Origin of the sequence: Microbacterium sp. NPDC057658, assembly GCF_042799975.1 — a bacterium.
Classification (GTDB): Bacteria; Actinomycetota; Actinomycetes; order Actinomycetales; family Microbacteriaceae; genus Microbacterium.
Genome location: NZ_JBHVHT010000002.1, coordinates 23,677 through 43,585 on the forward strand (window position 1 = coordinate 23,677; position 19,909 = coordinate 43,585).

The 19,909-nt window shown below is 71.4% G+C and carries 23 protein-coding genes; 15 read left to right on the top strand and 8 right to left on the bottom strand.

From position 1 onward, the window contains the following. The first annotated feature begins 130 nt into the window (after nucleotides 1–130). Together ACFU8V_RS13370 and ACFU8V_RS13375 are read left to right on the top strand one after the other, a co-directional pair. Nucleotides 131–1,939: an oleate hydratase gene (locus ACFU8V_RS13370; RefSeq protein ID WP_378872004.1), complete on the top strand. Its 1,809-nt coding sequence runs from the start codon at nucleotides 131–133 to the stop codon at nucleotides 1,937–1,939. A gap of 20 nt (nucleotides 1,940–1,959) precedes the next feature. Then, entirely contained in the window at nucleotides 1,960–2,613 is a 654-nt protein-coding gene (locus ACFU8V_RS13375; RefSeq protein ID WP_249521660.1) for a hypothetical protein, read from the top strand. Between the two features lie 16 nt (nucleotides 2,614–2,629). Here ACFU8V_RS13375 and ACFU8V_RS13380 read toward each other — a convergent pair whose 3' ends face one another. After that, nucleotides 2,630–3,019 (bottom strand): hypothetical protein, encoded by a 390-nt coding sequence (locus ACFU8V_RS13380; RefSeq protein ID WP_126893822.1) that lies wholly within the window; start codon nucleotides 3,017–3,019, stop codon nucleotides 2,630–2,632. 34 nt (nucleotides 3,020–3,053) lie between these two features. Beyond that, on the bottom strand, nucleotides 3,054–3,398 hold the full coding sequence (locus tag ACFU8V_RS13385) for a hypothetical protein (RefSeq protein WP_249521659.1): 345 nt from the start codon (nucleotides 3,396–3,398) through the stop codon (nucleotides 3,054–3,056). Nucleotides 3,399–3,493: 95 nt separating this feature from the next. On the opposite strand from ACFU8V_RS13385, the gene ACFU8V_RS13390 reads away from it, so the two are divergent. Further along, on the top strand, nucleotides 3,494–4,054 hold the full coding sequence (locus ACFU8V_RS13390) for a hypothetical protein (protein WP_303708747.1): 561 nt from the start codon (nucleotides 3,494–3,496) through the stop codon (nucleotides 4,052–4,054). Here the strand turns inward: ACFU8V_RS13390 and ACFU8V_RS13395 are convergent. Genes ACFU8V_RS13395 through ACFU8V_RS13420 form a run of 6 tightly spaced genes read right to left on the bottom strand, consistent with a single transcriptional unit; the run spans nucleotide 3,955 to nucleotide 8,092 of the window. Further along, nucleotides 3,955–4,545 (bottom strand): GNAT family N-acetyltransferase, encoded by a 591-nt coding sequence (locus tag ACFU8V_RS13395; protein ID WP_249521658.1) that lies wholly within the window; start codon nucleotides 4,543–4,545, stop codon nucleotides 3,955–3,957. The two genes, ACFU8V_RS13390 and ACFU8V_RS13395, sit on opposite strands and share 100 nt — an antisense overlap. Next, nucleotides 4,542–4,862, bottom strand: a complete 321-nt coding sequence (locus tag ACFU8V_RS13400; protein ID WP_249521657.1) for a transcriptional regulator — start codon at nucleotides 4,860–4,862, stop codon at nucleotides 4,542–4,544. Before ACFU8V_RS13400 ends, ACFU8V_RS13395 begins: the two co-directional genes overlap by 4 nt. Then, nucleotides 4,859–5,284 carry a hypothetical protein gene (locus ACFU8V_RS13405; RefSeq protein ID WP_085605714.1) on the bottom strand — a complete coding sequence of 142 codons (426 nt, stop codon included), beginning with the start codon at nucleotides 5,282–5,284 and terminating at the stop codon, nucleotides 4,859–4,861. The genes ACFU8V_RS13400 and ACFU8V_RS13405 overlap by 4 nt, the downstream gene beginning before the upstream one ends. A 47-nt stretch (nucleotides 5,285–5,331) precedes the next feature. Continuing rightward, on the bottom strand, nucleotides 5,332–6,285 hold the full coding sequence (locus ACFU8V_RS13410) for a sugar kinase (protein WP_249521655.1): 954 nt from the start codon (nucleotides 6,283–6,285) through the stop codon (nucleotides 5,332–5,334). Beyond that, complete coding sequence (locus ACFU8V_RS13415; RefSeq protein ID WP_249521654.1) at nucleotides 6,282–6,920, bottom strand: bifunctional 4-hydroxy-2-oxoglutarate aldolase/2-dehydro-3-deoxy-phosphogluconate aldolase; 639 nt, start codon at nucleotides 6,918–6,920, stop codon at nucleotides 6,282–6,284. Before ACFU8V_RS13415 ends, ACFU8V_RS13410 begins: the two co-directional genes overlap by 4 nt. Before the next feature lie 32 nt (nucleotides 6,921–6,952). Beyond that, a complete protein-coding gene (locus ACFU8V_RS13420; RefSeq protein WP_126893826.1) occupies nucleotides 6,953–8,092 on the bottom strand; it encodes a mandelate racemase/muconate lactonizing enzyme family protein in 1,140 nt (379 codons plus the stop codon). 179 nt (nucleotides 8,093–8,271) lie between these two features. On the opposite strand from ACFU8V_RS13420, the gene ACFU8V_RS13425 reads away from it, so the two are divergent. From ACFU8V_RS13425 to ACFU8V_RS13480, 12 genes are all read left to right on the top strand, one after another. After that, nucleotides 8,272–9,090 (top strand): transporter substrate-binding domain-containing protein, encoded by an 819-nt coding sequence (locus ACFU8V_RS13425; protein WP_085605722.1) that lies wholly within the window; start codon nucleotides 8,272–8,274, stop codon nucleotides 9,088–9,090. Nucleotides 9,091–9,141: 51 nt separating this feature from the next. Continuing rightward, nucleotides 9,142–9,804 (top strand): amino acid ABC transporter permease, encoded by a 663-nt coding sequence (locus tag ACFU8V_RS13430; RefSeq protein WP_126893827.1) that lies wholly within the window; start codon nucleotides 9,142–9,144, stop codon nucleotides 9,802–9,804. Continuing rightward, a complete protein-coding gene (locus tag ACFU8V_RS13435; protein WP_303708751.1) occupies nucleotides 9,804–10,511 on the top strand; it encodes an amino acid ABC transporter permease in 708 nt (235 codons plus the stop codon). Before ACFU8V_RS13430 ends, ACFU8V_RS13435 begins: the two co-directional genes overlap by 1 nt. Continuing rightward, nucleotides 10,508–11,236 carry an amino acid ABC transporter ATP-binding protein gene (locus ACFU8V_RS13440; RefSeq protein WP_085605728.1) on the top strand — a complete coding sequence of 243 codons (729 nt, stop codon included), beginning with the start codon at nucleotides 10,508–10,510 and terminating at the stop codon, nucleotides 11,234–11,236. Before ACFU8V_RS13435 ends, ACFU8V_RS13440 begins: the two co-directional genes overlap by 4 nt. Before the next feature lie 4 nt (nucleotides 11,237–11,240). Then, nucleotides 11,241–12,836 carry an amidohydrolase family protein gene (locus ACFU8V_RS13445; RefSeq protein WP_085605730.1) on the top strand — a complete coding sequence of 532 codons (1,596 nt, stop codon included), beginning with the start codon at nucleotides 11,241–11,243 and terminating at the stop codon, nucleotides 12,834–12,836. Next, on the top strand, nucleotides 12,826–14,340 hold the full coding sequence (locus ACFU8V_RS13450; protein WP_249521651.1) for a sugar porter family MFS transporter: 1,515 nt from the start codon (nucleotides 12,826–12,828) through the stop codon (nucleotides 14,338–14,340). Before ACFU8V_RS13445 ends, ACFU8V_RS13450 begins: the two co-directional genes overlap by 11 nt. Continuing rightward, a complete protein-coding gene (locus ACFU8V_RS13455) occupies nucleotides 14,337–15,224 on the top strand; it encodes a hypothetical protein (protein WP_378872017.1) in 888 nt (295 codons plus the stop codon). Before ACFU8V_RS13450 ends, ACFU8V_RS13455 begins: the two co-directional genes overlap by 4 nt. A 4-nt stretch (nucleotides 15,225–15,228) precedes the next feature. Then, complete coding sequence (locus ACFU8V_RS13460; protein ID WP_126893831.1) at nucleotides 15,229–15,903, top strand: GntR family transcriptional regulator; 675 nt, start codon at nucleotides 15,229–15,231, stop codon at nucleotides 15,901–15,903. Beyond that, nucleotides 15,900–16,685 (top strand): SDR family NAD(P)-dependent oxidoreductase, encoded by a 786-nt coding sequence (locus ACFU8V_RS13465; protein WP_085605736.1) that lies wholly within the window; start codon nucleotides 15,900–15,902, stop codon nucleotides 16,683–16,685. The genes ACFU8V_RS13460 and ACFU8V_RS13465 overlap by 4 nt, the downstream gene beginning before the upstream one ends. 39 nt (nucleotides 16,686–16,724) lie before the next feature. Next, the gene (locus ACFU8V_RS13470; RefSeq protein ID WP_378872022.1) at nucleotides 16,725–17,345 is read left to right on the top strand and encodes a cyclodeaminase/cyclohydrolase family protein; all 621 of its coding nucleotides are present in this window, start codon (nucleotides 16,725–16,727) and stop codon (nucleotides 17,343–17,345) included. Between the two features lie 128 nt (nucleotides 17,346–17,473). After that, the gene (locus ACFU8V_RS13475) at nucleotides 17,474–17,989 is read left to right on the top strand and encodes a hypothetical protein (protein WP_315109210.1); all 516 of its coding nucleotides are present in this window, start codon (nucleotides 17,474–17,476) and stop codon (nucleotides 17,987–17,989) included. Between the two features lie 304 nt (nucleotides 17,990–18,293). Beyond that, a complete protein-coding gene (locus tag ACFU8V_RS13480) occupies nucleotides 18,294–19,793 on the top strand; it encodes a thioester domain-containing protein (protein WP_378872026.1) in 1,500 nt (499 codons plus the stop codon). Nucleotides 19,794–19,909: the final 116 nt, after the last annotated feature.

Consider the following 19,909-nt stretch of genomic DNA (forward strand, 5'->3'; position numbering starts at 1 on the left):
CCCGCGATCCTAGCGATCACGCGACTCGGCGAGGGCGAGCCCCGGCCGCTCGCGGAGGAAGCCCTTCCTTTCCGCATCGGTTTCGGCTGGACTGTGCGCATCGGTGTCGACCAATCGGAGGGTGGGACAGATGTACCGCAGCAATGGGAACTACGAAGCATTCGCACGACCCCGGAAGCCGGAGGGGGCCGACGACAAGACGGTCTGGCTGGTCGGCGGCGGTCTCGCCGCGATGGCGGCCGCGATCTTCATGATCCGCGACGGGCAGGTCGCGGGGGAGCGGATCACGATCCTCGAGGAGCTGGGGCTGCCCGGCGGCGCGCTGGACGGGATCAAGTACCCCGAGAAGGGATTCGTCATCCGCGGCGGCCGGGAGCTGGAAGATCACATGGAGTGCCTGTGGGACATGTTCCGCTCCATCCCGTCGTTGGAGATCGAGGGTGCCAGCGTGCTCGACGAGTTCTACTGGCTCAACAAGGACGACCCCAACGTCTCCCTGTGCCGGGTGACCGAGAAGCAGGGGCAGGACGCGCATACGGACAAGCTCTTCACCCTCTCGGAGAAGGCGCAGAAGGAGATCGTCGCCGTCATCCTCGCCACCCGCGAGGAGATGGAGGGCAAGCGGATCGACGAGGTGTTCGGCGACGACTTCCTCGGCAGCAACTTCTGGCTGTACTGGCGGACCATGTTCGCGTTCGAGGAGTGGCACTCGGCGCTGGAGATGAAGCTGTATCTGCACCGCTTCATGCACCACATCGGCGGGTTGCCCGACCTGTCCGCGTTGAAGTTCACGAAGTACAACCAGTACGAGTCGCTCGTGCTGCCGATGCGGAAGTTCCTCGACGACCACGGCGTGCAGTTCCGGTTCCATCACACCGTGACCGACATCCAGTTCGACATCGAGGACGGTCGCATCCAGGCGACGCGCATCGACTGGATCGCCGACGGCGAGCCCGGCGGCGTCGACCTCGGTCCGGACGACCTGTGTCTGGCGACGATCGGCTCGCTGACGGAGAACTCCGGCAACGGCGACCAGCACACCGCTCCGGAGCTGAAGACCGGCCCGGCCCCGGCGTGGGGCCTCTGGAAGCGGATCGCCGCGAAGTCGCCGGTGTTCGGGCGACCGGAGGTGTTCTGCAGCGACATCGACAAGACGAAGTGGGAGTCCGCCACCGTCACCACCGTCGACGAGCGCATCCCGAAGTACATCGAGAAGATCTGCAAGCGCGACCCGTTCAGCGGCAAGGTCGTCACGGGCGGGATCGTCACCGCCAAGGACTCGGCCTGGCTGATGAGCTGGACGGTGAACCGGCAGCCGCACTTTAAGGCGCAGAAGCCGAACGAGATCGTGGTCTGGGTGTACGGGCTGTTCGTCGAGACGCCCGGCGATTACGTCAAGAAGCCGATGCAGGAGTGCACGGGCGAGGAGATCGCGCAGGAGTGGCTCTACCACCTCGGTGTGCCGGTGGAGGACATCGCCGAGCTCGCCGCGTCGGCGGCCAAGACGGTCCCGGTGATGATGCCGTACGTGACCTCCTTCTTCATGCCGCGCCGGGCCGGCGACCGTCCGCAGGTGGTCCCGGAGGGAAGCGTCAACTTCGCCTTCCTCGGACAGTTCGCCGAGACGACGCGCGACACGATCTTCACCACCGAGTACTCCGTGCGCACCGCGATGGAGGCCACGTATCAGCTGCTCGACGTGGAACGCGGCGTGCCGGAGGTCTTCAACTCGACCTACGACATCCGCTACCTCCTCAAGGCGACCGCGCGGCTGCGCGACGGCGAGGCCGTCCACATCCCCGGCCCGAACTTCCTCCAGGGTCGCCTCCTGGACAAGCTCGACAACACGCAGATGGGAGAGCTGCTGACGGACTTCGGGCTCATCCCCGCGCACGGCGCCACGGTGCCGCGCCCGCGGGACGACGATGCGATCGCGTGAGCATGCGCTCGACGAGACCGATGCCCGGGAACCCGTGGCCGCACGACATGACCCTCACCGTCGAGGACCGTCCGCACACGCTGCTGGAGCTCCTCTGGATCCGCGAGGCGCACGGGCTGGATCCCGCCGATGACGCGCTCCCGCCGCCGCTGGTCGATCGACCGGCGGCGGCCGCGCGGCGCGTGGACGAGGAGACCCGGGCGCGCTGGACGGAGGTCTGGCCCCGCATCTGGGGCGACGCGGTCGCGCACGCCGCGACCGAACCAGACCAGGCGCTGCTCGACCGCGCCGTCGCCACGACGCTGAGTCCGGATGAGCGGGAGGCGGTGCTCACTCGGCTCGTCGGGCCCACAGCGCGGGACGAGTTCGGGGTGGAGGTGTCCGATGATGCGGCGTACCGCGCGTGGGAGCGGCGCGGTTCCGAGGCACATCTCGCGACGCACCTCACGACGATCGCGGACAGCCCCGAACGCCGTGACGTCGCCACCCTGGCCGATGCCTGGCGGCGCGGCCTCGGAAGGGTGGTGGCGCTGCCCTGCCGGGGGACGTACGTCCGGCAGATCGGACCGCAAGCGCTCCTGGTCACCGATGAGGTGCGGAGCGACTCCGCCGCGTACCGCGCGGCGCTGGACTCGTTCGGCCGAGGTCTCCCGGAGCGCCCGTCGAGGGCGTGACGTCCCGCGGGCCGAGTCAGAGGACGAGCGGGAGGAACGACACGATCAGGCCGACGGCACCGACCGCGGCGAAGACCACCCCGACAGTCCGCAGGACCCGGCGCAGATGCGGCGGCTCACCGATCCGGATGCGGGCCGGGTCGTTCGAGCTGTGGAACCCGTCGACCCATCCATCGGTGGTGGCCGCGGGCTCGCCGCGGCGCAGCGGTCTCTCGTGGAAGTCGCCGCCGGCGAACCAGCGAGCGGTGGGGCGGCCGTCCCGATCGATCACGGCGATCTCGACGGGGACCCACTGCCCCTCGACGAGCCGGATCAGCAGGGCCACGATGAGCAACGGGATTCCGACGCCGAGGCCGATCCAGGACAGCACCTCACCGACGACGGAGAGGGTGTCCACGAGCTGCACGACTCCATCGTAGAGAGAGGAACCGGTGGGAGAGTCACGCCGTCGGACGGGATCGCGGGCGGTGGGCCTGCTCCAGGTTCCTCCGAAGCCGGTCGCGGCTCTGTCCGTCGACGGACATCGCCCACATCGGGGTTCCGGGGGCGCTGCGCCAGGACGCGGCGAGCGGGCTGTCGTCGACGGTGTCGAAGCCGAGCTCGTCGTAGAGCTTCGTGACGAATGCGACGGCGTCGGCGTGATCGCTCGAGACGACCAGAGCCGTCCGATCAGCGGCTCCCCTCGGCCGCGCGAGCCTCACCAGGACCGGCACGGAGTCCTCCGGCGTCCGCGCGGGAACACGGCCGTGGAACTGGATGTGGCTGAACTCCCGGGCTCGGGGCACACCCGACCCCGCGGGAGCACGCCCTGGCGCGGGCGCTGCGCCTGGACGCCGACCACGTCGCTCACCTGAGAGCGCTCGCCGCAGAGCCGCCCGCCGTGGGGGCCTCGTCGTCGGACGACGTGCTGCCGCAGACGGCGCTCGACCTCATCGAGGCTCTGGACCAGCCCGCCTTCCTCGAAGACGCCGGTCTCACCGTCCTCGCCGCGAATGCCGCGGCCCGCGATCTCAACCCGCGCCTGCGGCCGGGCCGCAATCAGCTCCGCGACCTGTACCTCGATCCTCAGGAGCGCGCCATGCACCCGGATTGGGAGGGAGTCGCCGCGTGCATGACTGCCGGCCTCCGGTACGCGATGGGCGCAGGGGACGACGCGCGGCTCCACGCGCTGGCCGCGGAGCTCTCCGGGGCCAGCGCGACGTTCCGACGGATCTGGGCGCGACACGACGTCCGTGCGCAGCGCGGCGCCGTCGTCCGCCTCACCCACGCGGAACGGGGCGAGCAGATCTTCACCCGCGAGCAGCTCCGCCTGAACGGGACGGACGGGCTCGCGCTGGTCATCTACTCTCCCCGCGCATCGTCCGTGGGGACGACCGCCGCCATGCGCCAGACCGGCGGCGCACCGTCGGCATCGGTGAGGGCAGTCGTCCGGAATCCGTGACGCTCGTAGAGGCGCACGTTGCGCGCATCCGAGGTGTCCAGCACCACGGGTCCGCCGCCACGGCGAGCGACCTCGTCGAGTGCGAAGCGGAGGAGGTGCGAGGCGATCCCGCGTCCCTGTCGGCCAGGGTGCACGCCCAGGGTCTCGAGCCGCCACGCGCCTGCGGGGGAGGGGGTCTGGTCGACGCGGTCGAGGCGGTCGCCGTGCAGCGCGACCACCTGCGCGATGAAGGCGGCCTCCGGTTCCGCGGCGTCCGGGCGGAGAAGCGCGATGGTGCCCGCGCCCTCACCGGCGACCGCGACGATCCCCTGGTCGTGCGCGTACCCGAGGTACAGGCGCTGCAGGGCCGCGAGCCGCGCGTCGTAGTCGTCCTCGGGGATCACGTGCCGGGTCCAGGGGTAGTCGCGGAAAGCGGCGGCGAGCGTCTCCGCACAGGTCGCCAGATCCTCGCCACGGGCGAGGCGCACATCGACCTCCGTGTCGTCGTTCATTCCGGTGTCCTCTCGGTGGTGGCCCCCGCGTCGATGATCGCCTGAAGCGTGGCGAGGTGCCGGGCGAAGGCGGCGCGGCCGGCGTCCGTGATGCCGACCCAGGTGCGTGTGCGGCGACCGGAGGCCTCTTTCCGTACGGTGACGAAGCCGGCGTCGGCGAGCGCGGTGAGCGCCTGCGACAGCGTGGAGTCGCTGACCTCGAGGAGGTCGGCGAGGAATCGGAAGTCGACGTCCTCCAGGTTGCGCAGGGCGGCCAGCAGGGAGAACCTCACCGGGGAGTGGATGAGGGCGTCGATCTCCCGGCGGGGGTGACTCATCGACGGGAGCTCGCGAACACGCAGGCGAGGATCGGGGCGACCGCCACGACGCCGGCGAGCACCCACCACCAGGGGGAGGATGCCCCGACCAGCTGGAGCGCCGGATCGAACATAAGGGTGTACAGCGCGAACCACGTGCACAGGGCGATCCCCATGTTGCGGAACCCGTTCCGGGGGACGGAGCGGCGGTAGCGGACCGCGATCATCCAGATCGAGATCGTCACGAGGGCGAAGGGTGCGAACGCCTTCCAGTACGGGACATCGGCGACGTCGATCGAGAGGGTGAACGCCAGGGCGTAGGTCGCCTGCGCGATGACGAAGATCCGGAACCAGCGCGTCGCGCGCCGGGCCTCGCGGCCGATCCGCTCGGTGTCGGCGAGCTGCTGAGCCGCCTCTTCCACGGTGTACTGCTTGTCGATCATGAAAGCACTTTATCAGGCCTAAAGTGAAAAGAGGCGACGGCCGCCGCTCAGCGCCGCACACCCTCCGCCTCGCCGAGTCGCGCGAGCTCGGCCGCGGTCGGCGCCCCCTCCCAGTCGCCGGACGACAAGCACGCGAAGGCCCCCGCGGCCACCGCCCGCTGCACCCGCTCCGCGAGAGTCGCCTCCGCGGGCCGCAGGCTCAGGTACCCCGCCACGAAGGCGTCCCCGGCACCCACCGTGTCCACGGCGTCGACTGCCACGGCCGGCAGGTCGAGGCGGTCGCGGCCGTCGTCCGCGAAGGCCCCGGCCGCGCCGCGCTTGATGACGACCTCTCGCGGACCGAGGGTGCGCAGGCGCTCCGCGAGCTCACCCGGCGTCCCCGCGCCGACCAGGATGGCGGCTTCCTCCTCGCCCGCGAACAGCACATCGGCGGCCGAGGCGAGGTCACGGTAGGCGGCGCGCGCGTCCCGGCCGCGCCAGAGCGCGGCGCGATGGTTGACATCGAACGAGACGCGGGCGCCGGCCGCCCGGGCCCGCCGCGCGGCGTCCTTCGCGCAGGCGAAGGAGTCGGGGCCGAGCCCGGCGAGGATCCCTGTGAGGTGGACGACGTCCGCGGTGGCCAGGAGCGCGTCCGGGACGTCCGCCGGTGCGAGCCCGGAGGCGGCGCTCCCCGCGCGCCAGAAGGTCACCGTGGCCATCCCCGTGGTCCGTCGATGCTTGTGCATGATCCCCGTCGGGCGGTCGCTGCGGCGAGGAGCATGGACCGTCACGCCCTCCGCCCGCAGCTCGCGCGCGATGAGATCGCCGAGTGGATCGTCGCCCAAGAGGCTGACCCAGCTCGCGCGTGCTCCCAGGCGCGCCAGCCCGATCGCGACGTTGCTCTCCGCGCCGCCGAAGCTCAACGTGTGCGCCCGCGCGGAGTCGAGGGGGCCGGGCCGGTCGTTCGTGACCACACCCATCGCCTCGCCGACCGTGACGACGTGGAGCGGTGGGAGGGTCACGCGCCGCGTCCGCGGGCGACGGCCGCGAGCGCCTGCTCGGCGCGCTCGCGAAGGGCGACGAGACTGCCGCCGGCGAACGCATCCCCCAGGAGCGGGCCGCCCAGGCTCACCGCGATGCAGCCGGCGGCGATCCACGCGGGGATCTCGTCCAGCGCGATGCCGCCCGAGGGCAGCGTTCGCACGTCCGGGAAGGGTCCGCGCAGTTGCCCGATGTAGTCGGGGCCCACGGTCGCGGCCGGGAAGATCTTCACCGCCGCCGCGCCGAGTCGCCACGCGGCGTCCACCTCGGTCGGCGTCATCGCGCCCGGGTAGACCGGCACCTCCCCGGCGGCGGCCGCCTCCGCCACGCCGGGCATGATCCCCGGCGAGACGAGGAAACGGGCGCCGGCGTCGATCGCGGCACGCGCCTCGTGCTCCTCCCGGACCGTCCCCACGCCGATCTCCGCCTCACCCGCCGCTGCGATGAGTCGGGGCAGGGTGGCGATCGTGCCCGGGGTCGTCAGGGTCAGCTCGATGCAGCGGACGCCGCTCTCGGCGAGGGTCCGCACCACCGGTTCGTACAGGCTCGCATCGGGTGCGCGGAGCACGGCCAGCACGCCGGTGCGGGTGAGGGTGTCGGACGGGGTGGGGCGCATGATGGTCTCCTGCGGTCGGTCGCGCGGGGCGGTCAGGGGGTCGCGGTGGCGAATCCAGGGCGGGTGCCGTAGCGGCCGAGGGTGTCCTCGTCGAGGGTCACCCCGAGTCCGGGCGTCGCGGGGATGTCGAGGCGGCCCTCGGCGTCCAGCGTCCAGCCGCCGTGGATGAGGTCGTCGACGTAGGCCGAGCCCGTCTTGTACTCGACGAGGTCGGTGGCGGAGAGGGCGGAGGCCAGCTGCAGGTCGGCCGCGAGCCCGATGCCGGTGTTCCAGCCGTGCGGGATGAGCCGGATGCCGCGGTCCTGCGCCGCCCACCCGATCCGGCGGGACTCGCTCAGTCCGCCGCCCTTCGTCGTGTCAGGCTGCACGATGTCGAACGCGTGCCGGTCGAGGTAGGGCTGGAAGCTCTGGCGGCGGGTGAGCACCTCTCCGCCCGAGATGCGGACGGGGGACGTCGCGCGGAGCTCCGCGAAGCCGTCGATGTCGTCCGGGGCGAGCGCCTCTTCGAACCAGGCGACGTCGTAGTCGGCGAGCATCCGGGCGGTCCGCTTCGCCCAGGCCCTGTCGCCCGGGAAGAAGGCCTCGGATCCGCCGGCGTCGACGGCCAGCAGTCGATCGCCGACCGCGGCCCGTGCGGCGGCGACGGTGGCCTCGTCGGTCGCCGCGTCCACGCGGCCGAACTTCCACCAGCCGATCTTGAAGGCGGAGAAGCCGGTCGCGACGAGCGCCTCGAGATTCTCGGTCATCGGGCCGGCCTCGTCCATGAGGACCGACGCGTACGGGCGGACGCGGTCGCGGTGGCGCCCGCCGAGGAGTCGTCCGACGGGCTGGGAGGCCGCCTGGCCGGCGATGTCCCACAGGGCGATGTCGATGGCGCTCGTCGCGTGGGTGAGGGATCCGCCGCGTCCCATCCAGAAGGCGGTCTGGTGCAGCGTCTCGGTCAGGCGCTCGACTTCCTGGGGGTTCTCGCCGATGAGGTGCGGGGAGAGCAGGTCGATGGCGCCGCGCACCAGGGCCTCCGAGGTGAAGGCGCTGCCGACGCCGACGATGCCCTCGTCGGTGTGGACCGCCACGAGAGTGTGCACGATGTCGTCGGGCTGCAGCTCGTGCGACCATCCGCCCTCGGGTGTCGCACCTCGCAGTCCGCACGTGTCGATTCGGGTGATGCGCATGAAGACCTTCCAACCGTGATGAGGGAAAGGGAGCCCCTTCCGAAACCGAAGATAGTCGATTGTCGACAACTGGGCAATCTGTGGGTAATGTCTGTTCCTGCACCCGTCAGCGGTGCGACGAGAGACCACAGCGTTGTGCACGACGGCAGCGCGAAGGCCCGAACCCGAAAGGCATCACAATGAAGTTGACGCGTATCCTCACCGGCCTCGCCGTGGCCGCGACGACCGCCCTCGCCCTCACCGCGTGCACCTCGAGCGGCGGCGCGGGAGCAGGCGGCCAGGAGAGCACCCTCACGAAAGTCCTCGAGAAGAAGACGCTCGTCGTCGGTGTGTTCGCGGACGCCCCGCCCTACGGGGTCATGAAGAGCTCGGGGGAGTACGAGGGCTTCGACATCGACGCCGCGCAGGCGCTCGCCGCCTCCCTGGGGGCGGAGATCGAGTACGTGTCCACCACGAACGCGAACCGCATCCCGCTGCTGGAGACCGGCAAGGTCGACATCGTCATCGCCGCCCTCACCAACCTCGACGAGCGTGCGCAGAAGGTGGCCATGTCCCGTCCCTACGCGGCGGAGGGCCAGGTCGTCCTGGTCCCGGCGGGGAGCGACATCACCTCGTACGACGACCTCGCGGGCCGCAGCGTGGCCGCCACCCGCGGCAGCGTACCCGCCACCATCCTCGAGAAGCGCTTCCCGGAGGCCGACGCGAGCCTGTTCGAGGCGGTGGCCGACTCCATCCAGGCCCTGCGCAGCGGCAAGGTCGACGCCCTGATGGAGAGCAACTCCGTCGTCCAGGGCATCCTGGCCGACTCCGGCGACGAGTTCGTCGTCGTCGACGCCCCGCAGCTGAGCCCGTCCGTGGTCTCGATGGGGCTGAAGCAGGGCGACCAGCTGTGGCTGAACTACGTCGACAACTTCATCCGGAACTACAACATCAGCGACGCGGCGAACGACTCGTACAACGAGTGGCTCGGCACCGACGTCCCCGAGCTCATCAAGTAGCGACCTCCTCGGCTGCCCCGCCCCGGGCGGGGCAGCCGGAACGGACAACTCATGCAACTCTTCTTCGGGGACCTCATCCCCCATGCGCCCGAGCTGCTCGCCGGCCTCGGCATCAGCATCCTCATCACCCTCGCGGCCGTGCTCATCGGGTCGCCGCTGGGCGTCGGCGTGTACCTGCTGCGCGCCTCCCGTCTCCCCGTGCTCCGCGCGATCGGCGCCGCGTACGTCGAGGTGATCCGGAACACCCCGCTGCTGCTGCAGCTGTACCTGATCTACTTCGCCCTGCCGTCGGTCGGCGTCAACTTCGATCCGATCACCGCGGGCATCCTCGCCCTCAGCGTCAACAACTCCGCGTACCTCGCGGAGATCTACCGCGCCGGTTTCGAGGCGATCCCGCAGGGGCAGATCGAGGCGGCGGACGCCCTGGGTCTCTCGCGACGGACGACGTTCCTCCATGTGCGTCTCGTGCCGGCCCTGCGCAACGTCTTGCCGTCGCTGACGAACCAGGTGATCCTGCTGTTCCTCGCGTCCTCCATCGCCTCCATCGTCGCGGTGCCCGAGCTCATGCACGTGATGATGGGCATCACGACGAGCACCTTCCGCACGATCGAGACGTTCGTCGTCGGCGGGCTGCTCTATTTCCTCGTCGCGTTCCTCATCGCGGGGGCGTCGCGTCTCCTGGAGACGCGCGGCATCCGCTGGAAGGTGGCCTGATGTTCACGTCGTTCGATCTGCCCGATCTCCTCCTCATCCTCCAGGGCGCGTTCGTGACGCTGCAGATCTGCCTTCTGGCGGTGGTTCTCGGCGGGGTGGTCGGCATCGTCTCCGGCATCCTCGCGGCGAGTCCGTTCGCCCCGCTGCGCTGGATCAGTGCGATCTGGGTGGGGGCGATCCGCGGGGTCCCCGTGCTGCTCATCATCTTCTTCGTCTACTTCGCCCTGCCCCTGATGTCGCCCGGCAGCAACGTGCCGGACTACTGGGCGGCCGTGATCGCCCTCACGATCTTCGCCTCGGCGTACATCAGCGAGATCGTCCGCGGCAGCATCCAGGCCCTCCCGCGCGGTCAGTTCGAAGCGGCGCAGGCGCTGGGCCTCTCCTGGCCGAAGCAGCTCCGGTTCGTGGTGATGCCGCAGGCAGCGCGCATCATGGTGCCGCCGGGCATCGGCTTCCTCGTCGTGCTCATCAAGGACAGTTCGCTGGTGGCCGTCATCGGCCTGATCGAGCTCACCCGGGCGGGCAACATCGTCGCCTCGCAGACCGGTCAGCCCATCCTCGCCTACCTCGTGGTGGGGGCGGTCTACTTCGTCATCTGCTTCGCCCTCTCCGTCGCCGGCCGCCGCTATGAACGCCGACTCACCATCCACGCGCGCCCGCCCCGGGTGGAGGACGCGCTCACCCCCTCCCGAGGAGACTCGAAATGATCACTGTCACCGACCTGCGGCTCAGCTTCGGCGCCACGGAGGTGCTGCACGGGATCACGTGCGACGTCGCCGAAGGCGAGGTCGTCTGCATCATCGGGGCGTCCGGCTCCGGCAAGAGCACCCTGCTGCGCTGCATGAACGGACTGGAGACGCCCAGCCACGGCAGCGTCGAAGTGAACGGGCACCTGCTCACCGCGAAGGAGCGCCGGGCCGACCTCGCCGCCGTCCGCCGCGACGTCGGCATGGTGTTCCAGCAGTTCAACCTCTTCCCGCACCTCACGGCGCGGGAGAACGTCACGCTCGCCCCGCGCAAGGTGCTCGGCATCGGGGCGTCGGAGGCCGCCGCGCGGGCCGACGCCCTGCTGGCGAAGGTCGGCCTGGCCGCCAAGGCCGACGCCTACCCCGGCAACCTGTCCGGCGGACAGGCCCAGCGCGTCGCGATCGCCCGCGCCCTCGCGATGCAGCCGCGCGTGATGCTCTTCGACGAGCCCACCTCGGCGCTGGACCCCGAGATCGTCGGCGAGGTCCTCTCCGTGATGAAGGGGCTCGCGCAGGAGGGCATGACGATGGTCGTCGTCACGCACGAGATCGGCTTCGCCCGCGAGGTCGCCGACCGCGTCATCTACATGGACGACGGGCGCATCGTCGAGAGCGGCACCCCGCAGCAGCTGCTGTCCCACGCGCAGACCGAACGGGCGCGGGCGTTCCTCGGGAAGGTGCTCTGACGTCGTGATCGACCTCCTCATCCGCGGAGCGACCGTCATCGACGGCACCGGGGCGGAGCCGTTCCCGGCCGACGTCGGGATCGTCGGCGATCGCATCGCGGTCGTCGCGCCCGATGCCGGCATCGCCGCGGCCGCGGAGCTCGACGCGGGCGGCCTCCTCCTCACCCCGGGGCTCATCGATCCGCACAGCCACAGCGACTGGTCGATCCTGGGCAACCGCGATGCGCTGAGCACGGTGCACCAGGGGGTGACGACCGAGGTCGTGGGCAACTGCGGCGTCACGTACGCGCCGATCGCCGACGGCGACGAGGAGACCGCCCGCCGAGCGCTCGCGGCCTTCGGCTACGACGGCGAGGTGCGCTGGCGGTCGTTCGCCGACCTCCTCACCGTCGTGCACGACGGCGGCACGGCGCAGAACCTCGCCTGGTTCGTCGGGCACACGGGTCTCCGTCGCGCCGCCGAGCGGACGGAGGGCGACCTCGTGCGCACCATGGAGCGGCATCTCCACGAGGCGCTCGACGCCGGCGCGCTCGGTTTCAGCTCCGGTCTGGAATACGGGGCGGGGCGCAACGCCTCGACACCGGAGCTGGAGGCGCTCGCCCGTGTCGCGGGACGTCATGACGCCATGTACGCCAGCCACATCCGCAACCGGGACACGGCGCTCGCGGAGGCCGTGGCGGAGTTCTTCCGCGTCGTCCACGCCGGGGAGCTACGCGCGCAGCTGTCGCATCTGAACGTGCGACACGACACCGGCGCGCACGAGGGGGCGTGGGAGGAAGCGGTGGCACGGCTGGAGAGCGAGCGTCGGTCCGGGGTCGACGTCCTCGCGGACATGACCCCCTATCCCGACGGCATCGGACTCGCCGCGGGACTGCTGCCCGACTGGCTGCTCTCGGCGGGGGAGGAGGCCGCGGCCGACGCCCTCCGCGACCCGGCGGTGCGTGCGCGGGTGCGTGCGGACGCCGACCGGTACTGGCGCTTCGTGCACAGGGGCCAGTGGGAACGGGTCCGGCTGGCGGTGAGCCCGGCCACCCCCGACTGGGAGGGGCTGATCCTTCCGGAGATCGCGGCGGCGAACGGGACGGACGAATGGGACGCCTACTTCGACATCATGGCGGCGTCGGGTGGCGACCTCGGAGCCGTGCAGTTCATGGGAGCGCTGTTCCATCCCGACCACGTCGCCGAGGCGGTGCGCCATGAGCGCTTCCTCCTCGGCGTGGACGGCTTCACGTCCCGTCGGGACGGCGTCCTCGGCGCCCGGACCCCGCATCCCCTGTTCTTCCACGGCTCCCAGCACTTCCTGAGCCACCATGCCCTGCGCGCGAGGACTCTCCCCCTGGAGGCGGCCGTCCACAAGATGACCGGCGCGGTCGCGCGGCACTTCCGCCTCCGCGATCGGGGCGTCGTCGCCGACGGGGCCTTCGCCGACCTGGTCCTGTGGGACCCCGAACTGCTGCGGGCGACGGACACCTTCGTCCTGCCCGAGACCTACGCCACCGCCGCCCGTCACGTCTGGGTGAACGGCACCGCGGTGGTCTCGTCGGGAGCGCGCACCGTGCACCGACCCGGAATCCGACTGGAGAGAGCCGATGTCCTCTGAATACTCATCCGCCGTCGCCGGCGCCGCGCCCGAGCGCCGCCGTCGCAGGAGCGCCGCCACGACGCCCCCGCCAGGGGAGAGCGGACGTCTCACCCCCGCTGTGACCGGGTTCGCGGTCGCGGCTGCGGTCGGCGGCTTCCTCTTCGGCTTCGACACGGCCGTCATCAACGGCGCGGTCACCGCCATCGAGAACAACCTCGGACTGGACGCCGTCGGTCTGGGCGTCGTGGTCGCCGTCACGCTCCTCGGGGCGGCGGTGGGGGCGCTCGGCGCCGGGTGGATCGCGGACCGCATCGGACGGCCCCGCACCATGCTCACCGCCGGCGTCGTCTTCTTCGTCGCCGCGATCGGGTGCGGTCTCGCGCAGGGCGTGGTCGACCTCGCGGTGTGGCGGCTCGTCACCGGCATCGCGGTCGGGTTCGCGACCGTGCTCGGCCCCCTCTACATCTCGGAGATCGCTCCGGCACACGTCCGCGGACGGCTCGCCTCGATGCAGCAAATGGCGATCGTGCTGGGGATCTTCGTCGCCCTGCTCTCGGACAGCGGGATCGCGTGGGTGCTCGGCGGCGCGGATGCGGAGCTGTTCCTCGGGCTGCCGGCCTGGCGCTGGATGTTCATCGCGGGGGTGGTGCCGGCGCTGATCTACCTGGTGCTCGCGCTCGTCGTCCCGGAGTCCCCGCGATTCCTCGTGGCGCGTGGCCGGGTGGAGGCGGCGCGTCGGGTGCTGATCCGGCTGCAGCGCGTCGCGCCGGCGGAGGCGCGACTGCTCACGGACCGCATCGAGGAGTCTCTGCAGCACAAGGACGCGGGGCGCTTCCGCGACCTGCTGGACCGGCGTCGGGGGCTCCTCCCCGTGGTGTGGGTGGGCATCGGGGTCGCCGCGCTGCAGGCGCTCGTCGGCATCGACGTCATCTTCTACTACTCCACCTCGTTGTGGGAGTCGGTCGGCTTCGAGGAGTCCGCCGCATTCGGGCTGTCGGTGCTGAGTTCCTTCATCAACGTGGCGGCCACCGTCGTCGCGATCGTCCTCATCGACCGAGTGGGGCGTCGCAGGCTGCTGCTGACCGGCTCGGTGGGCATGTTCGTCAGCCTCGTGATCGTGAGCATCGGCTTCTCCACGGCGCGCATCGTGGACGGGGCGCCCCAGCTGGACGGCGTGTGGGGCCCGGTGACGCTGATCGGCGCGAACCTGTTCGTGGTCGCGTTCGCGGTGTCGTGGGGTCCGGTCGTGTGGGTGCTGCTGGGGGAGATGTTCCCCAACCGGATCCGCGGCGTCGCGCTGTCCGTGTGCGCCGCGGCGAACTGGCTCGCGGGCGTGGCGCTCAACTTCTCGTTCCCCAGCCTGCGGGACGTGTCGCTCCCCGGCAGCTACGCCCTGTACGCGGTGATGGCGGCGCTGTCGTTCCTGCTCGTGTACTTCGGGGTCCGTGAGACCAACGGCCGCTCGCTCGAGGAGATGGGGGCGAGCGCGGGACGCGGCGGGCCGGAGGGCCCGTCGCGATGACGACGTCGCGCCCGGGTGCCGGGGAGCACGCGTCGGACGCGGCGACCGTGCACGTTCTGCGGGCGGGGCGCGCGCGGGCGACGGTCGTGCCCGCGCACGGCTGCCTGATCCATGAGTTCGATCCGGGCGGTGGGGACGTGCTGTGGTCGGACGGTCGTCGCCCGCGCCTGCTCGTGCCCTCGGAACTGACGGGGGAGGAGTCGGCGCAGGAGTTCGACGAGGAGGTGCTGGTCGGCGGATGGTTCCCCATGTTCCCCGGCGCGGGACTGCCGACCCCGTCCACGGCGCAGCACGGATGGGCGCCCCGGGTGCCGTGGACGATGGTCGCGCACGCCGACGACCGCGTGGTGTGCGTCGCCGACGGGCCCTTCCTCGACGGCGGGGTGGCGGAGCTGACCCGCACGATCGCTCTCGAGGACGGCGCCCTCACGGTCTCGACCGTCGTGCGGAACACGGGTTCGGGGGTCCGGTCGTTCACGTGGGGCGAGCACCCCTGCTTCTCTCGCGCGTTCTTCGCTCCGGGGCGCGTGCTGTTCGCCGGAGAGCCGGTCGTCGCCGTGCCGGCGCACGCGGACGGCGGGGCGGGTCATATCGCCCGTCACGGGGCGCATGCGACCGGCGCGCTCCTCGGGCCCGCCGGCTCGGTCACGCTGCGAGACGTCGCCGGGACGCTGCCGCACTGGCTGCTGTGGTCCAACCACGCCGCCGCCGACCTTCCCCGCGCGGACACGATCGCGTGGGAGCCGTCCACGGCGGCGGGACTGGGGGTGGGCGATGCGCTCGCCGCCGGGACGGTGCAGCGCCTGGAGGCGGGCGACGTGTTCCACGCGGTGGTCCGCTGTGAATGGACTTTGTCGACAATCTCCCACGCATCGGTACGATGACATGATGAGCGCTCTCTCCTCCCTCCCCGCGGTCCCTGCGGCGTCGCGCCGCGAGCGCGTCGCCGAGATCCTCCGCGAGGCCATCACCACCGGCGACCTGGAGCCGGGTCAGAAGCTGACCGAGCTCGAACTGGCCGCCCAGCTGGGGACCAGCAGGGCGCCGGTGCGGGAAGCCCTGCGCCAGCTTGAGCAGGAAGGCCTCGTCGTCTCCTACCCGTACCGCGGCACCGAGGTGCTCGGCGTCTCCCAGGAGGAGATCGAGAACGTGCTCGTGCCCATCCGCATCGCGCTCGAGCGCTTCGCGTTCGAGAAGGCGATGGCCGTCGTCACGGATGAGGACGTCGCCGCCCTGACCGCGATCATCGACAGCATGGACGAGGCGGCATCCGCGGGCGACCTCGCCCGGCTCGCGGACGACGACATCCGCTTCCACGAGGCCATCGTGCTCCTCTCGGGGCAGCAGCACTGCCTGCAGATCTGGCGCACCATCCAGCCGCGGGTCCGCGCCTACTTCCGTCGCGACGCGAACTACTACGCCGACTCGCATGCCGTCGCGGACCAGCATCGCGAGCTGATCGGCGCGCTGCAGAGCGGCGACCGCGATCACGGCCTGGACGTCATCACGGAGCACATCCGCACCCACTTCTCCGCGGCCACCGCTCCGGAGGCCGACCGGTGAGCACGGTCGTCGTCACCGGTGCCGCCGCCGGGATCGGCCGCGGCATCGTGCTCCGCGCCGCCGCGCGGGGCCAGGACATCGCCCTCCTCGACATCGATGAGCGCGCGCTTGCGGACACTGCGGCGGCGGCGCTCGCCGCGGGGGCGTCGTCCGCCCTTCCGCTCCGCTGTGACGTGAGCGTCGAGAGCGAGGTCGACGCGGCCTTCACGACCGTCGCCGAGCGCCTGCCAGCGATCTCCGGGGTCGTCGCGAACGCGGGCATCGAGGTGAGCGAGACGCTGACGTCGGCGAGCGTCGAGTCGTGGGACCGCGTGATGGCGGTCAACCTTCGTGGGACCTTCCTCACGGCACGGGCGGCCTTGCAGCGCTGGCGAGCCGTGGGCACGGGCGGATCACTGGTGTGCGTCTCGTCGCCGTCCGCCTTCGTGGGCTTCGCCGGGGGAGCGAACACCGCCTACGGGGCATCGAAGGGCGGCATCTCCGCGTTCGTGCGGGCCGCCGCGTTGGACGCCGCCCCGGACGGGGTGCGGGTCAACGCCGTCGTCCCGGGCGCCACCGACACCGACATCCTCTACTTCGGCCTGGAGGGGGAGGCGTTGGCCGCCCGCCGCACCGAGCTCGGGGAGGCGGCACGTCAGCAGATCCCGCTCGGCCGGATGGCGCGTCCGGAGGAGATCGCCGACGCCGTCCTGTGGCTTCTCGGCCCGGAGAGCGCGTACGTCACCGGCAGTCACCTCGTGTGCGATGGCGGCCTCCTCGCGAAGAGCGCGAACACCTTCTAGGAGCGAGCCGGTCGGGCCTTCGCGGATAGCCTGGTGCGCATGACGGATTCCGCAGAGGTGCCGACGTCTCGCCCGATGGACGCGTGGCTCGACGCCCTCAGTCGGCCCACCGGCTCGCCGGGAGGGGGCGCAGCATCCGGGGTGATGCTGGGCCTCGCTGCCGCGCTGATGGGCATGGTCGCCGGGTACACCCCGGACGACCCCGCGGTGGTCGAGGGCACGGGCCGGCTCGACGCGGTGCGCGCCGAGCTCCTGGAGGCCGTCGAAACGGACGGGATCGTGTCGGCCCGCTTCGGCGCGGCGCTCGGGCTGGCGTCGGACGATCCCGCGCGGGAGCAGCGGGTGCGGGAGGCGGCTGTCGAGGCGGCGCGGTCGGTGGCGCAGCTCGGGCGCATCGGCATCAGCCTCGTCGCGGAGGCTCGTGCGCTCGCCGCGGACGGCAACCCGCACCTCGCCGTTGATCTCGCCGTCGCCACGGAGGCTCTGGAAGCAGGGCTGGCGGGGGCGTCCCTGAACCTTCGGGCCAACCTGCGGATCGCCCGCGTGCACGGGGCGTCGGTCGCGATCCGGGCAGGGCTCGACGAGGAGGTCGGACGACTGGCTGAGGCGCGGACCCAGGTCGAGCGGATCACGGCGGAGCTGTCCGCGCGCCTGGACTGACGTGGCGCACGAGCGGTCGCTGCATGCGCGTCGAGGAGATCCTCGATGCGTGGGATCTGCACCCGGATGGTCCGCTCCGGTCCCGCGAGGCCGGCGGTCGGCGGGCGGGTCTTGATAGCATCCCGCCCATGAGCACGCCGGACTCCGATGCCACCCGGCCCGAGCACGACCGCGCCGCGATCAAGGAGCGCGTGTACGCGACCTTCACGGGCCTCGCCATCGTGCTCGTGCAGAACTCCAACGTCCAGCACACCAGCGCCCTGCAGGCCACCGTGACCCTGCTCATCGGCATCGTCGCGATCGCTCTCGCGGGCTTCGCCGCCGATCTGGTCGCGCACCTCGCGACGCATGGCAGCTTCCCGCGAGGAGCAGACCTGCGCGAGGTCCTGGGGCTCACCGGCACGGCGCTCGGATCGGCGGCGGTGCCGCTGCTCGTCCTCCTCGCGGCCGTGCTGGGGTGGATCGAGCTGCGGACGGCTCTCACGATCGCGTCGATCGTCTACGTCGCGATCCTCGGGCTCATCGGGTACGTCGCCGTCCGCCGTACCGGGGTGAGGTGGTGGCAGCAGCTCATCGCACTGGGCATCCTCGTCGGGCTCGGCGGCGTCGTCGTGCTGGTGCAGCAACTCGCGCACGGACACTGACGGACACAGCCGTTGCGCGGACCGTGCGCATGGTTCATCCTGAACGTGCTGCACGGGCCGGCTTGGGGGGCCTCGACGGTCACGCTGCGGCCGACGGAGCGCCTGCCACTCACCTCCCTCCCCCGGCGGGCGCTCCGCTGCGAGAGCGATCTGCCGCCGTACCGACGCCGTTCGACTCACCCGGGTGATCATCATCCCCGCCCCTGTGATCGTGCGGCCCTCAGGCTTATCGTCGGTGACCAACGGCGGGCTGTCGCAGTCGGAGAACCCGTCACTCGGATCATCGGCGAGATCGAGGGACACCATGCACACGGAGACCACGCGCGCACGCTCGCGGACAGCAGGGGCACTTCTGGCGACGGCCATCGCGGCGGCGATGGTGCTCTTCGGCGCGACGCCGGCGTCCGCGCTGTGGGATCCCGACCCCGTTCTGCCGCGGGCGGGCTTCTTCACGCAGGTCACCATCACCGGCTCGCAGTACCCGACGAACGTGACGGGTGAGCTCACGACCCTGGCGCCGACTCCCGGCGCGTACCCGGCGACCGGCGCCTCGGTGGAGGCCGTGAGTCCGCAGCTCATCACCATCGCCGACCCCGTCTCCGGAGCGACCGCGTCGGCCTACTGCATCGACTTCAGCACGGAGACCGGCATCGGCGCCGGCTACAACATCGGGGAGTGGGACGCGTCGAACGTGCCCAACCTCGACTACATCAACTACATCCTGAACAACTACTTCCCCTTCAACACCGCGAACCCGCTCTCCGGTCTCCCGCTCTCGCAGCAGGTCGCCGCGGTGCAGAGCGCGATCTGGTACTTCAGCGACGGTTTCGTGCTGGCGACGGGGACCAACGCGACCATCCGGAATGCGACGGCCGCCGTCGTGCAGGCCGCCCTCGACAGCGGCGGCCTCCCGGAGCCGGCTCTGCCGACGCTCGCGATCGACCCCGACACCACCACGGTGCCGGAGGACGGATCGATCGTGGGACCCTTCACGGTCTCCGGCACCACCAGCGGCACGCTCGACGCGGCCGTGGGCGTGGAGGTCTTCCTGGACCAGGCGGGAACCCAGCCCGTTCCCGTCGGTACCGCGGTCGCTGCCGGCACGCAGCTCTGGGCGCGGTGGACCGGGCCGGCTGCGCCGGTGAACGGATTCCGGATCACGGCCCAGGCCTCGCTCACCCAGGGCACGGTCTATCTCTACGACACGGAGTCGTCGGACAGGCCCGCGGCGCAGAAGCTCGTCCTGGCGCAGACGACTACGCTCCCGCTCCGCACCGGCGTCCGCGCGACCCCGTATGCGTCCGGGGAGGTCAGCGTGCAGAAGATCATCACCGGAGACGGCGCGGGGCTGCAGGACGCCATCACCATCGACCTCGCCTGCACTCCCGCCCCGGCTGAAGGCGTCGTCGTCTCCGCCACGATTCCCGCGGGGGCCACGAGCGCGGATCCGGTGGTCTTCACCGGCCTGCCGGACGGGGCGACGTGTACGGTCAGCGAATCCGCGGACGGCGCCAACGATGCGGTCACTCTCGCGGCGCAGACCATCGAACCGGAGACGGTGACGGTCGACGCGGCCGCGACGGAGCCCGTCGTCGTGACCGTGACCAACACGTACGACCCCGTCGAGACGCCGAGCAACGGTGGCGGCGGCGGTGAGGGCGGCTCCGGCGGAAGCGCCGGCGAGGGCGAGGGACTCGCCGCCTCCGGCCCCACACTGATGACCGGTCCGCTGACGGTCGCCGGCCTCGGGCTCCTGCTCGCCGGTGCCCTCCTCCGGATCCGTCGTCGGGCGAACCTCCGCTGAGCAGGTGGGGGGGGGGGGTGGGCGGGGCCCCCCCCCGGGGGCGGGAAAGGAGGGGGGGTTTTTTTCTCCGGTTCCCTTTCTTTTTTTTTTTTTTGCTTTCGGGTGGGCGAGCCCCT

Excerpts from the sequence above, each read along its gene's own strand:
- ACFU8V_RS13420 (WP_126893826.1), bottom strand. The coding sequence starts at position 8,092 with ATGCGCATCACCCGAATCGACACGTGCGGACTGCGAGGTGCGACACCC.
- ACFU8V_RS13425 (WP_085605722.1), top strand. The coding sequence starts at position 8,272 with ATGAAGTTGACGCGTATCCTCACCGGCCTCGCCGTGGCCGCGACGACC.
- ACFU8V_RS13395 (WP_249521658.1), bottom strand. The coding sequence starts at position 4,545 with ATGAACGACGACACGGAGGTCGATGTGCGCCTCGCCCGTGGCGAGGAT.
- ACFU8V_RS13370 (WP_378872004.1), top strand. The coding sequence starts at position 131 with ATGTACCGCAGCAATGGGAACTACGAAGCATTCGCACGACCCCGGAAG.
- ACFU8V_RS13450 (WP_249521651.1), top strand. The coding sequence starts at position 12,826 with ATGTCCTCTGAATACTCATCCGCCGTCGCCGGCGCCGCGCCCGAGCGC.
- ACFU8V_RS13405 (WP_085605714.1), bottom strand. The coding sequence starts at position 5,284 with ATGATCGACAAGCAGTACACCGTGGAAGAGGCGGCTCAGCAGCTCGCC.
- ACFU8V_RS13430 (WP_126893827.1), top strand. The coding sequence starts at position 9,142 with ATGCAACTCTTCTTCGGGGACCTCATCCCCCATGCGCCCGAGCTGCTC.
- ACFU8V_RS13480 (WP_378872026.1), top strand. The coding sequence starts at position 18,294 with ATGCACACGGAGACCACGCGCGCACGCTCGCGGACAGCAGGGGCACTT.
- ACFU8V_RS13415 (WP_249521654.1), bottom strand. The coding sequence starts at position 6,920 with ATGCGCCCCACCCCGTCCGACACCCTCACCCGCACCGGCGTGCTGGCC.
- ACFU8V_RS13455 (WP_378872017.1), top strand. The coding sequence starts at position 14,337 with ATGACGACGTCGCGCCCGGGTGCCGGGGAGCACGCGTCGGACGCGGCG.
- ACFU8V_RS13470 (WP_378872022.1), top strand. The coding sequence starts at position 16,725 with ATGACGGATTCCGCAGAGGTGCCGACGTCTCGCCCGATGGACGCGTGG.
- ACFU8V_RS13400 (WP_249521657.1), bottom strand. The coding sequence starts at position 4,862 with ATGAGTCACCCCCGCCGGGAGATCGACGCCCTCATCCACTCCCCGGTG.
- ACFU8V_RS13435 (WP_303708751.1), top strand. The coding sequence starts at position 9,804 with ATGTTCACGTCGTTCGATCTGCCCGATCTCCTCCTCATCCTCCAGGGC.
- ACFU8V_RS13460 (WP_126893831.1), top strand. The coding sequence starts at position 15,229 with ATGAGCGCTCTCTCCTCCCTCCCCGCGGTCCCTGCGGCGTCGCGCCGC.
- ACFU8V_RS13475 (WP_315109210.1), top strand. The coding sequence starts at position 17,474 with ATGAGCACGCCGGACTCCGATGCCACCCGGCCCGAGCACGACCGCGCC.
- ACFU8V_RS13440 (WP_085605728.1), top strand. The coding sequence starts at position 10,508 with ATGATCACTGTCACCGACCTGCGGCTCAGCTTCGGCGCCACGGAGGTG.
- ACFU8V_RS13375 (WP_249521660.1), top strand. The coding sequence starts at position 1,960 with ATGCCCGGGAACCCGTGGCCGCACGACATGACCCTCACCGTCGAGGAC.